The 12950-nt window shown below is 62.4% G+C and carries 5 protein-coding genes and 1 pseudogene; all 6 read left to right on the top strand.

The window, feature by feature from the left end; translation table 11 throughout:
- Positions 1-25: 25 nt before the first annotated feature.
- Entirely contained in the window at positions 26-538 is a 513-nt protein-coding gene (locus ACP7D4_RS12965) for a hypothetical protein (RefSeq protein ID WP_426209446.1), read from the top strand.
- Positions 538-9558 (top strand): calcium-binding protein, encoded by a 9021-nt coding sequence (locus ACP7D4_RS12960; RefSeq protein ID WP_426209445.1) that lies wholly within the window; start codon positions 538-540, stop codon positions 9556-9558. The genes ACP7D4_RS12965 and ACP7D4_RS12960 overlap by 1 nt, the downstream gene beginning before the upstream one ends.
- A gap of 136 nt (positions 9559-9694) precedes the next feature.
- Positions 9695-10819, top strand: a complete 1125-nt coding sequence (locus ACP7D4_RS12955; RefSeq protein ID WP_426209443.1) for a toxic anion resistance protein — start codon at positions 9695-9697, stop codon at positions 10817-10819.
- A gap of 73 nt (positions 10820-10892) precedes the next feature.
- Entirely contained in the window at positions 10893-11480 is a 588-nt protein-coding gene (locus tag ACP7D4_RS12950; protein ID WP_426106754.1) for a TerD family protein, read from the top strand.
- A 43-nt stretch (positions 11481-11523) separates the two neighbouring features.
- On the top strand, positions 11524-12429 hold the full coding sequence (locus ACP7D4_RS12945; RefSeq protein ID WP_426209441.1) for a hypothetical protein: 906 nt from the start codon (positions 11524-11526) through the stop codon (positions 12427-12429).
- Positions 12429-12557: pseudogene (locus ACP7D4_RS12940) on the top strand (IS21-like element helper ATPase IstB); the annotation flags it as partial. The gene ACP7D4_RS12945 and the pseudogene ACP7D4_RS12940, both read left to right, overlap by 1 nt.
- Positions 12558-12950 lie beyond the last annotated feature (393 nt).

The raw sequence follows: 12950 nt of genomic DNA, 5'->3' as shown, positions 1-12950 counted from the left end.
TTGCTCTTAACATAATGTGATCGCCATGCTATTCTCCGCCCGCGCATTCCCCCATCATTTTATTGCGAGACGTATGAAGATGAATAAATCAGGCCCCGTCCTCATGGTGTTCATCGCTGCGGCGATGCTTTTGATGGTCGACAAATGGCGCACGGAGTCCGCAAACGATGCGTTGAAAAAAAACATTCTGTCAGCGCTGCAAGGAATCAAGCACTGCCCGGGAGGGAAATTGGACTTGGCGGCGGTGGTGCCGGACCGCTACGCCGACCTCTGCCTGCAGTCGGCTTACATGTCGCGCAAGGATTTTGAAAAGCAGACCGGGAAGCGCGCGAAGGGCTACGACGTCTTGCTGCACGACGGTGGAAGCACGTGGTGGCTGTTCGAGAAAAACGGGCGCGCAACAACGCTGGACATGTCCGGTACGGCCATGGTGAAAGCTCCCAGCCTTGAAGCAGGGAAGTGTTTTTCACGAGAAAAATCAATCATTGTATTTGCGTGTCACGCCAATCAAGCAAGCTATCAAATCGAGGAAAAATAATGGATTACTACTATTCCGGCGGTACATTTGTCGACTATGCCCACAACCAGGCAGACGCGAATGGCGGCTATCCAGGCGGCTGGGGTAATGGTGGCGACAATATGTACGACGCGTACCGGCACGCGCTGTTGCAGGCGAAACTGACCGATCACCTGGGCACCGATCTGGCCAAATCGATCGGCGACCAGCATGAAGTTGAGGGCGTGGCGACGACGCCCGATCCGCGCTCGACCAATATGGATTACTACAACAACGATGTGGGCAGAAACGAGTACTGGAACTGGCGTACGGCAAGGGAAAATGGCAGTACCGTCTCGCTTGAAAAATGGATTTACGATGTTGTTGCGTCCGGCAAGACGATCAACAGCCTGGACGATCCGCGCCAGTGGGTCGAGCATCCGCCCGCGCCCGATTCGATCCCGCCTGCGCCGTGGAGCAATCCGATGGGAGATATGCCGAACGGCATCTCACCGAACATCGGCACCAACCCCGACCCCAAGGTCAAGACCAAGGTGGTGCGCTACGTCGACCCTTTGATTCTCGACCTCGATGGCGACGGCCTGGAAATCACGCCGCTGTCCAAGGGCGTGCTGTTCGACGCCAACGGCGACACCATCAAGACCGGCACGGCCTGGGCCGCAGCCGACGACGGCATGCTGGTATGGGACCGCAACGGCAACGGACTGATCGATTCCGGCGCCGAACTGTTCGGCGATGAAACCGTGCTGACGAGCGGCCCGAACGCCGGCAAGAAAGCGGCGAATGGATTCGTAGCGCTGGCTGAACTCGATAGCAATGCCGACGGCAAATTCGACCTGAGCGATGCCCAGTACGCGACGCTGCGCGTGTGGCGCGATTTGAACCAGGATGGCATCAGCCAGGCCGGCGAACTGAAAAGCCTGGCCGACACCGGGGTCAAGAGCATCAACCTGACCAGCGCCGCCAGCAATGCCAGCTATCCGGACGCGATCCTGGCCCAAAGCGGCAGCTATACGCGCGCCGATGACAGCAGCGGGCAAGCGGGCAGTTTTATCCTTGCGCAAAACAACTTCGTGCGCCAGTTTGCGCCGATCGCCATCAGCGCGCAGGCCAAGGCGGTGGCCAACATTGGCGGCAGCGGCTGGGTGCGCGATTTGCGGGCTGCGGCAACCCAGAGCCCGGAACTGATTGGCTTGTTCAACCAGGTAAAGCATGCCACCACGCGCGACGGCTACCAGCACGCGGTGGGTGCCTTGATGCAAGCGTGGGGCAATGACTCAGGGTACAACAGCGCCAGTAAACAAGCGTTGGCGGAAGGGTATGGCCTGATTCTCAGCGACCCGCTCGACGACCAGGAACGCGGCTGGATGGACGTGGCGATCAAGGCCGGCGTGGCCGAGCGCAGTGTCTTCAGAACTACCCTGTCGGGCACCGAGCTGAGCAAGTTCGATGCCATGCGCGAGCGTATGGTGGGCGGACTGGAGCGCGTTCAGGCATACGAAGCGTTTACCGGCTACACCTTCCTCGACTGGGCCCAGGTCAAGGGCGATGCGCTGAACTGGGATCAATTCCAGCGGCTCTTCAACTCCGGCGGCGGGCGCATTCCGGTGATTGTGGAGATCGAAATGTCACTGCGCGAGATCATGTTTCAAAACCGCAACGCGACGGTATCTTCGCAGGGCGGCTACATCCGGGTCACGATTCCCGTGCCCACCAACGGCACGCCGCAAGTCGATTCGCTGTGGGCCCGTCTGCTCGACGATGCGCAGGCCAATTTGTTGCCTGTGATGCGTTTGAACAGCTATGTAGATCAGATCGACTTGCGCATTTCCGAAGCCGGCACCACGTTCGACTTTACCCGCATGAATGCCAGCCTGGCAGCGCTCGCCAGCACCAATGCCTACGAGGGCGCCGCTTTATTGTTGGACTTTAACAAGGCATTCGGCGCGTCGTTCGCGCCGCTGGGCTGGAACGGGGCCGATCAGATCGTAGCCCTGGCCCTGCGCGCGGCCACCGAACCGGCCGTGGCGCAAGCCTTCGCCGACGTCGGCTACAACGTGATGACCGGCGCGGCCAGCGCAGGCACGGCCGGGCGCGACATCTATGCGGGCGACAGTGCCGGCAATACCTTCCAGGCCGACCTTGGCGCCGATATCCTGGACGGCAAGGGGGGCAACGACACCTTGTACGGGGGCGCCGGCGACGACCTGCTGATCGGCGGGACGGGCAATGACGTGCTCAATGGCGGTTCGGGCAACAACGTGTATGTGTTCGGCGCGGGCGACGGCCAGGATATGATCGAGGCGAGCTATGACACGGCCGCCGCCAAGGCAAGCATTGTGCAGTTCCGCGCCGGTATCAGTGCGTCCAGCGTGGCGGTGAAGCGCTCCGGTTCGGACCTGATATTGTCGGTGGCGGGCAGCAGCGACACCATCACCGTCCAGTATTTCTTCTATTCCGACAGCCCCAGCAATACTTACAATCCGGTGCAGGAAGTGCGTTTTGCCGATGGCACCAGGTGGTCGGCGCAAGAGCTGACACGCCAGGCCATGGTGGGCACGGGCGCGGCCGATCAGTTGCGCGGTGCGGTGGGCGCAGACCTGCTACTGGGCGGCGCCGGCGCCGACACCTTGTATGGCATGGCAGGCAATGACGTGCTCGACGGGGGCGCAGGCAATGACTATCTGCAGGGCGACGCGGGCGCGGACATCTATCGTTTCACGCGCGGCTGCGGCCAGGATGTGATCAACAACTACGAAGCCATCGAAGGCAACGGCAACGGTGCCAAGCCGGTCGATGCGATCGTCTTTGGCCCGGGCATCGCGCCAGGCGACATTGTGCTGACGCGCAATTGGTATGGGGACTTGACCTTGTCGATTGCCGGCGGCAGCGATTCGGTGACGATCAGCAATTACTTCAGCAATGACGGCGCGACCAGCTATGCCGTCGATGAAATACGCTTTGCCGACAATACCGTATGGCGCGTGGCGGAGGTGAAGGCGCGTGCGCTGCTGGCCAATGAAGCGGGCTCCACCTTGTTTGGTTTCGAGTCCGATGACGTGATCGCCGGCGCCGTGGGCAACGACGTTGTGTATGCCCGCAGCGGCAACGACAGCGTCGACGGGAATGGCGGCAACGACGGCCTGTACGGCGAGGCTGGCAATGATGTATTGCGCGGCAGCGCCGGGCGCGATTATCTCGATGGCGGGGCCGGCAACGATAACCTCGACGGCGGGGCCGACGACGACCAGCTGACCGGTGGCGACGGCGCCGACACGTATCGCTTTGGCCGCGGCTATGGCAAAGACAGCATCAACAATTACGACGCCGATGCGTCGATTGACAGCCTGGTCTTGGGCGCGGGCATCACCCAGGCCGACATCGAGGTGCGGCGCAGTGCCTGGAACGAGCTGGTCTTGAGCATCAAAGGCACGCCGGACGTGCTCACGGTGGCGCAGTTTTTCTCCGCCGATGGCACGACGCCGTATGCACTGGACCGGATTGTGTTTGCTGACAATAGCGTATGGGACATCGCGGCCATCAAGGCCCGGGTGCTGGCGCCGACGGCGGGAAGCGACAGCCTGGTCGGTTACGCGGGCGCGGACAGTATCAGCGGCGGCGATGGCGCCGACGCGCTGCGCGGTGCGGCGGGCAATGACGTGCTGGACGGCGACGCGGGCAATGACACCCTGTATGGCGAGGCCGGCAACGACACGCTGCGCGGCGGCAGCGGTGCCGACTACCTGAACGGTGGCGACAGCGACGATGTATTGCAAGGCGGTGCCGACGACGACGTGCTGGTCGGTGGCGTGGGCAATGACAATCTGGAAGGTGGTCTCGGCAACGACAGCCTGCATGGCGGCGAGGGCGATGACACCTACCTGTTCGGCGTAGGCGACGGGCAAGACATCGTCGACGAGGCTGGCTACTCGGGCAGCGCGGGCGGCGCCGACACCTTGCGCTTGCGCGCGGGCGTGAGCGCCACTAAGGTGGGGCTTGTGCGCTCCGGTAACGACATTCTGTTGACGCTGCCAAGCCGCCTGGAAAATGGCGTGCCGGTCACCGATTCCGTGCGTTTGCAAAACGCCCTGCAGAACGATGGCGACAACGTGCAAAAGATCGAATACGTGGTGTTCGACGACGGCACCACGTGGACGCTGGAGCAGCTCAAGCTGCGCTTGCTGACCGGTGGCGCCGGCGGCGACACCCTCACCGGCTACGCGCTCGCCGACACGCTCAACGGCCTGGCCGGCAACGACTGGCTTGACGGCCTGGCGGGCGCGGACACCTTGCTGGGCGGCGACGGCGACGACCGCCTCGATGGTGGCGCGGGCGACGACGTTCTCGACGGCGGCGCCGGAGCCGACCTGTTACTGGGCGGCGCGGACAACAATACCTACCTCCTGAAAGCCGGGTCCGGCCAGGATGTGCTGGTCAGAAATTTCCTTGATACGGCTGCAGCGACCGACACAATTTTGGTGTCCGCCGAGATTGGTCTCGCGGGAGTGGAACTGCTGCGCGACAACAACGACGTGGTGGTACGAATCCGCGCTACCCAGGATGCGATTCGCCTGCGCGACGTGATGCTCAATGACGGTGTGTTCGAGCACTACAGTTTCCGCTTGAAAAGCGCCGATGGCAGCACCCTGGAAGGCGCCGCGCTGCGGCAAGCCTTGCTCAACGGCGGCACGGGCGATGACGTGCTGACCGGTTACGCCAGCGACGACGCCTTGAGCGGGGGCGCCGGCAACGATACGCTGAGCGGCCTGGCCGGCGTCGACCGCCTGTACGGCAATGATGGCAATGACCAGCTCTTCGGTGGCGCCGGCGCCGACAGCCTGGAGGGCGGCCTGGGCGACGATCAGCTCGATGGCGGCGAAGGCGCCGACACGCTGGCCGGCGGGGCGGGCAACGACACCTACGTGCTGGACGATGCGGGCGACCGCTTCACCGAACTGAGCAATGAGGGGGTCGATACGGTCGTCAGCAGCGTCAGCGTGACCTTGGGTAACAATTTTGAAAACGGAACGATGACCGGCGACCTGAATCTGGCGCTGACCGGCAACGCACTGGCCAATATCCTGACCGGCAATGCAGGCGACAACGTGATTGCCGGCGGCGCAGGCAACGACGTGATCGACGGCGGCGCGGGGCTGGACGCCTTAAGCGGCGGCGCCGGTGACGACCTGTACTACGTGGACCAAACGGGCGACGTGGTGCTGGAAGCGGCCAACGAAGGCGTAGACACGGTCCACGCTACGGCCAGCACGACGCTCTCGGCCAACGTGGAAAACCTGGTCTTGGCGTCAAGCGGCGGCGCGATCGACGGCAGCGGCAATGCACTGGCCAACCGCATGACTGGCAATGACTATGCCAATCGCCTCGACGGCGGCGCCGGCGCGGACGTGCTGGAAGGGCTGATGGGGGACGACACCTTTGTGGTCGACACTCTGGCCGACCAGGTGATTGAAGCGGCCGACGCGGGCTTCGATACGGTGGAAACAGGCCTGAGCTACACGCTGGGCGCCAACCTGGAGGGCTTGCTGCTGACCGGCAATAGCGCGGTGAATGGCACGGGCAACGAGGGCGACAATACCCTGATCGGCAACGCGGCGAACAACATTTTGTCCGGCGGCATTGGCAACGATGAGCTGCAAGGCGCGGGCGGAAACGACATCCTGGACGGCGGGCAGGGTAGTGACGACATGGCCGGCGGCGCCGGCAACGACACGTATTACGCCGACAGCCAATCGGACCGAATTTTTGAGTCCTTCGGGGAAGGGATCGACACCGAAATACGCAGCTTCGAGACATCCTATCTGCTGGCCAACGCGGTGGACAACCTGACGCTGACGGGCACCGTCTACCGCGGCAATGGCAACGGGCTCGACAACGTTATCACCGGCAACGATGCAGACAACAATCTGTTGGGGCTGGGCGGTAACGACATGCTGATCGGCGGCGCCGGCAACGATGCGCTGTTTGGCAGCGTCGGGCAAGATACCCTGCTCGGCGGGCTGGGCGACGACTATTATGAAATCGACGACGCGGGCGATGCCATCGTCGAGCAAGCCAACGAAGGCGACGATTTCGTGCGCGCCACCGTCAGCTGGACCTTGGGCGCCAACCTGGAACGCCTGGCAGTGGACGGCACGGCCGCGCTGTCGGTGACGGGCAACGCCCTGAACAACGGCCTGTGGGGCAATCAGGGCAACAATATCCTCACTGGTGGCTTGGGCAACGACTTCCTGTCGGGCGACCAGGGCAATGACGTCTACCTGTTCAGCCGCGGCGACGGCCAGGATTCGATCGACAACACCGACCTGCTTGGCGCCACCGATACCTTGCGCCTGGGCAGCGGCATTGCTGAGACGGACGTCCAGGCATTCCAGTCCGGCGCCAACCTGTTCTTCAAAATCAAGGGGACCAACGACCAGATCGGCTTGATCAACTACTACGGGGCGAACACGACCGTGGCAGGCCAGGCGGCCGACCACAAGATCGACCGCATCGAGTTTGCCAGCGGCGCATCCTGGGACCAGGCCATGATTCAGACGGTAGTGGATCGCGCCAAGAACAACCATGCGCCAGTCATCAACAGTTATTTGCCGGCCCTGCAAGCGAAAGCCGGCAGCGTCTTTAGCTACACGGTTGCGGCCAACACCATTACGGACCCGGATGCCTGGGATTCGATCACCTACAGCATCAAGATGGCAGATGGCTCGGCGGTGCCGGCGTGGCTGAGCTTTGATGCCGCGACCCGGACCATGTCGGGAACGCCCGGCGCGGGCAATGTCGGCGCGCTGCAGTTCATCCTGTGGGGGACCGACGGCTACAACTCGTCGGCCGGCGAATACGTCAACATGACCATCGGCGCGCTGAACCGGGCGCCGGTGCTGTCCGCAGCGCTGGCGGACCAGGCTGCGTCGCTGGGCGCCGCCTTCAGTTACACCGTTGCGGCCAATGCGTTTACCGACCCGGACAGCGGCGACACCTTGGGCTACAGCGCCACGCTGGCCGATGGCAGCGCACTGCCATCGTGGCTGAGCTTTAACGCGGCGACCCGCGTGTTCAGCGGCACCCCGCCAAGCACGGGAACGGTCAGCGTCAAAGTGACGTCCAAGGATAGCGGCAACCTGACGGCCTCGGATGTGTTTGACATTGTGGTCAGTCTGACCAACCAGACCTTGAACGGCACGGCCGGCGCCGACACGCTGGTGGGCGGCGCGGGCAATGACACGCTCAATGGGTTGGCGGGCAACGACACGCTCAACGGCGGCGCCGGAAACGACTTGCTCAATGGCGGCACCGGCAATGACGCAATGGCCGGCGGCACCGGCGACGACACCTATGTCGTCGACAGCGCGACCGATGTGACGACTGAAGCGGCCGGGGCGGGAACGGACCTGGTGCAGTCGAGCGTCAGTTACACCCTGGCGGCCAATCTGGAAAACCTCACCTTGACGGGCGTGGCGGCGGTCAATGCAGGCGGCAACGCAGGGGACAACTACTTGACCGGCAACAGCGCCATCAATACCTTGACTGGCGCGGCGGGCGACGACACGCTCGATGGCGGCGCCGGCGCGGACCTGCTGCTGGGCGGCCTGGGCAACGACACCTATGTGGTGGAGAACACGGGCGACGTGATCACGGAGAATTTGAACGAAGGTACAGACCTGGTTCAGTCCAGTGTCAGCTACACACTGGCCGCCAACGTCGACAATCTTACCCTGACGGGAAGCAGTGCCCTGAACGGCACCGGCAATGCCTTGAACAATGTGCTGACAGGTAACAGCGCCGCCAATACCCTCAATGGCGGCGCCGGCGCCGACAGCATGGCGGGCGCCGCAGGCGACGATGTCTACGTTGTCGACAACGGCCTGGACGTGATTGCGGAGAACGCGGGACAGGGCATGGATCTGGTGCAGTCCAGCGTCAGCTACAGCCTGGCGGCCAACGTCGAGCACCTCACCCTGACGGGCACCGGCGCGATCAACGGCACCGGGAACGGGTCAGACAACATCATGATGGGCAATGCGGCTGCCAACGTCCTGGCCGGCGGCGCCGGCAATGACACGCTGAACGGCGGAGCGGGCATCGACACCATGCAAGGCGGCACCGGCAATGATAGTTATGTGGTGGACAACAGCGCCACTATCGTGACCGAAAACTTGAACGAAGGCACCGACCTGGTGCAATCGAGCGTGGCCTTCACGCTGGGGGCGAACGTGGAAAACCTCACGTTGACTGGTGCGACGGCCATCAATGGAACAGGCAACGCCGCTGCTAACATCCTGATCGGTAATAGCGCCATCAATACGCTGGTCGGTGCCGCAGGCAACGACAGCCTTGACGGTGGCGCGGGGGCGGACAAACTGCTCGGTGGTCTGGGCGACGACGTCTACGTGGTGGACAACGCTGGCGACCTGATTACCGAAAACGTGAACGAAGGAACCGACCTGGTGCAGTCGGGTGTGACGTATACCCTTGCCGGCAACGTTGAAAACCTGACCTTGACAGGAGCGACGGCCATCAATGGCATCGGCAACACGCTCAACAACGTCCTTGTCGGAAACAGTGGAATCAATACACTGACCGGGAATGCGGGTGCTGACACGCTCGACGGCGGCGCCGGCGCCGACATCCTGCAGGGCGGTGCGGGCAATGACACTTACCTGCTGGGGCGCGGTTACGGCATCGACACCATCATGGAAAACGATGCAACGGCGGGCAACATCGATCTGGCGCAGTTTGGGTCGGGCATCACGACCGATCAGCTCTGGTTCCAGCGGGTGGGCAACAATTTGCAAGTGGACATCATTGGTACGGCGGACAGGTTTGTTCTAAATAGCTGGTATCTGGGAAACCAATACCACGTGGAACAGTTCAAGACCAGTGACGGCAAAGTCTTGCTGGACAGCCAGGTCCAAAACCTCGTCAATGCGATGGCCGGTTTTGCGCCACCGGCAGCGGGACAGACGACGCTGAGTACCGCCTATCAGACGACGCTGATTCCGACCATCACTGCAAACTGGCATTGATGCGGTACGCGTGATGCCATGGCCTTGCGCGCCTGGACAACGAGATTTCTTCGTTCTGGCGCGCGGGTTAACCCGAACGGCAAGATGGGCCGGTGGTAAGCTACGATAGTTGTCACTTTCAACCTGAAGGGATTTTATGAAACCGCTGTTTTCCTCCGACGAAGAAGCGCAGGCAGGATCGGTGCCGCCTGTGGCGAGCGCGCCGACTTTGGCGCCGCTGCTGACCCCTGCCGTCACTTCAGGCATGCTTCCGGCCTCGCTTCCTGAGGTAAGCGCGGCGCCACTGGTCCGGGTTGACATTTCCGGCATCGACGACAAAGCCATCGAGTCGCTGGGCGGCTCCACCGGCACCGGCGTGGCCAAGATCTCGGCCAAATTGCTCGGCACGGTGCGGGCCTCGGACGCGGACGTCTTCGGCGCGCAGTTGAACGAACTGATTGCCACCTCCAAGGGCCTGGACCCGTCCAAGCTGCGTTCGGGCGGGCTGTTGTCGCGCGTGTCGAACATGTTCGGCTCGGTCAAGGAAAAGATGCTGTCGCAGTACCAGGTGGTCGAATCGCGCATGGACACTCTGGTTAGCGAAATGACGCGCCACGCCAACGTCCACAAGGGTCGCATCCACGATTTCGATGAAATGTACAAGGGCCTGGAAATTTATTATCAAGGGCTGGACGCGGACGTGAAAAAGGGCGAGGGCTGGGCGCACACGCTGGCGCAAGCGATTGCGCAGCAACCGGTGGCGGCCAACGCTTTCGAGGCGCAGCAGGCTACCGAGCTTAAACGTCGTCACGAGCGTCTCGAAAAGCGCATCGACGACCTGCGCCGTGCCATGCTGATGGCCACCCAGATGGTGCCGCAGATCCGCCTGTCCCAGGACAATGCGCGCTCCCTGACGGACACGTTTACCGATATCGTCAACGTTTCAGTGCCCGCCTGGCGCAATGTATTCTCGCTGTATTTGCTGCAGCTCGAGGCCAAGCAGAGCGCCGCCGTCGCCAATGCCGCGTACGACGCCACCGATGCCGCCTTCCGCGCCCAGGCTGACATGTTGCTGGAAAACACCGAGACGGTGGCGCGGGTGAAACAGCGTTCCCTGGTCAGCCTCGAAACCGCGCAGCATGTGCAAACGCAGCTCATTACCGCGTTCGACAAGCTCGAGCAAATTTCGAAAGAAGGCCAGCAGCGCCGCAAGGACGAGCTGCCGAAACTGCAGGAACTCGAACGCGAGTTGATTGCGCGCTTCTCGCCCACGGCGGGGTAAGCCGGGAAGCCTCCTATTGCTCCCGGTCCTCATTCCAACGAAAATACACGTTTTACAAAAAAAGGAAAAGTCCATGTCGACGACTCTCGAAACCGGCCATCGCATCAACCTCGAAAAAACCTCCCCAGGCCTGAAGCGCGTTCGTATCGGCCTCGGGTGGAAGGTGAATGCGGCCGACGGCCAGGCATTCGACCTGGATTCGTCAGTGTTCCTGTGCAAGAAGAACGCAGCGGACGAACCCGTCATGCTCAGCAACGCGCACTTCGTCTATTACAACCAGACCACGTCGCCGGACGGCGCGGTGGTGCACTCCGGTGACAACCGCACCGGCGACAGGGATGGTGACGACGAAGTCATCACCGTCGACCTGGCCAAGGTACAGGCTGAAGTGGTGGAGCTGCCGATCGTGGTCACCATCCACGACGCCGAAGCACGCAAGCAGAACTTTGGCCGGGTGAATGGCGCCTACGTCAAGGTGTACAACGACGAGACCGGCGAAGAGCTCGCGTCTTACGACCTGAACGAAGACTACTCGGACAAGACCGCGCTGCAGTTCGGCTCGCTTTACCGCAAGGATGGCGATTGGCGCTTCCAGGCTGTGGGTGCCGGCTTCAAGCTCAATCTGGCGACCTTCATCCGCAAGCTCGGCGGCACCATCTGAGACGCCCGGGGCTCCGCCAACCGCTCCCGACGCCGGCTACTTGATGACAAATCACCCGCCCAAGGCATTCGACTTCGCCGAGGAGCCGGCGCTGCCCCCGGACAGCGCCGCGCGCCCGGTGACGCCCAAGGCGTTCGACTTTGGCGACGAACAGCTTGCCTCGCCGGCGCCGCAACCTGCCGCCCCGGTCGGCGCGACCACGCCGCCCAAGGTGCTGTCCTTTGATGATGTACCGGCCGCCGCGATGACGGCTCGCATGCCGCCCAAAGCCGCGCCTAAAGCGCTGTTTGACAGCGAGGATCACGGCGCGGTGCGCGATGCCCTGGCTTCCGTCCGGACCGACTATCCGGTGTTGTTCCAGAACTCGGAGCAGCGTCTGGCCGCCTTGTTCCGCCGCATCCTGCCGGTCAAATTGTCACTGGTCACCGAGTGGGCGGAGGCGCCCTTGATGGAGCAGGCAGCCCTGCTTCAGCCCGTGACAGAACTGGTGCGCAAGTTCGCGGGTATGGAAGTGCCCGCGCTACTTGAAGCGGCGCTCGGCAGCACCAGGGCGCCGACTGGCGTATTTAGCAAGCTCTTTAGCCGTGCGACGTCGCCCGCGCAATACAAGCCAGAGCTGATCGCCGCCCGGGCGCGGCTGCAGCAACTGATGTCGGACAGCGAGCTGGCAACGCGCAACCTGGACGAGTCGGCCAAGAACCTGACCTTGCACTGGGTGGCGCTGGCCGTGGTGTCGGAACTGGCCGGGCGCGCGCCGGATGCGACGCTGCTCGATGTTCTGGTGCAGCGGCGCACGCTGATCCAGCAGGCAGTGCGCCAGGCGGAGCTGTCGATATTGCAGATGGGGCAGGTGCGTCAGCAAGCCGCGGAGCTGATCGGCCAGGTGTCGTCCTTTCTGACCGTTACTTTGCCGGCGCTGGAGATGGCGCAGGCGCAGGGTGGTGGGTAATGGCGGCGGTGGACCGACTGGTACACCACTCGACCATCTTCGAGTTAAACGTGGAAAGCTATCGACGACGAGCAGCATCGGCGGGCAACACCACCGCCAAGCAAAAAACGAAGGAAAAGAAGGATTAACAACACTTCGCTTCACCGGCCAAGATAATTGACGCCAACCGGCCAAGATAGTTGACGCCAACCAGCCGAAGCCATGAACGCCCGGCTGGCGCGGGTACTCAAGAAGCTCGTCTAGGTCTGATGCCGTCGCGTACAATCGACAGGAACCGGCCATAAGCAGTCGTTTGCAACGCACTTTTAGCTACTTCGTCGATGAAACTAATAAGGAGTCTGCTACGAGGCAGACCCCGACCCGAGGCGTGGCCGACATTTAATTCCCGATGTGTGAAAAATATAACGAATAAGGTTAGATCGAGCGAGCGTAGCGACGCCTCGATCTGAACCGTTTGTTGGACAAGCCCGGCCCGTGAGCCGCGTTGCGGGCCTATAGGAAATATGTCTTTGGAAGTTTGG

The organism is Massilia sp. TWP1-3-3, assembly GCF_049897805.1.
Lineage (GTDB): Bacteria > Pseudomonadota > Gammaproteobacteria > Burkholderiales > Burkholderiaceae_D > Telluria_A.
The sequence above is the reverse complement of the archived record's forward strand: the minus strand, read 5'-3'. Positions and strand labels throughout refer to the sequence as shown.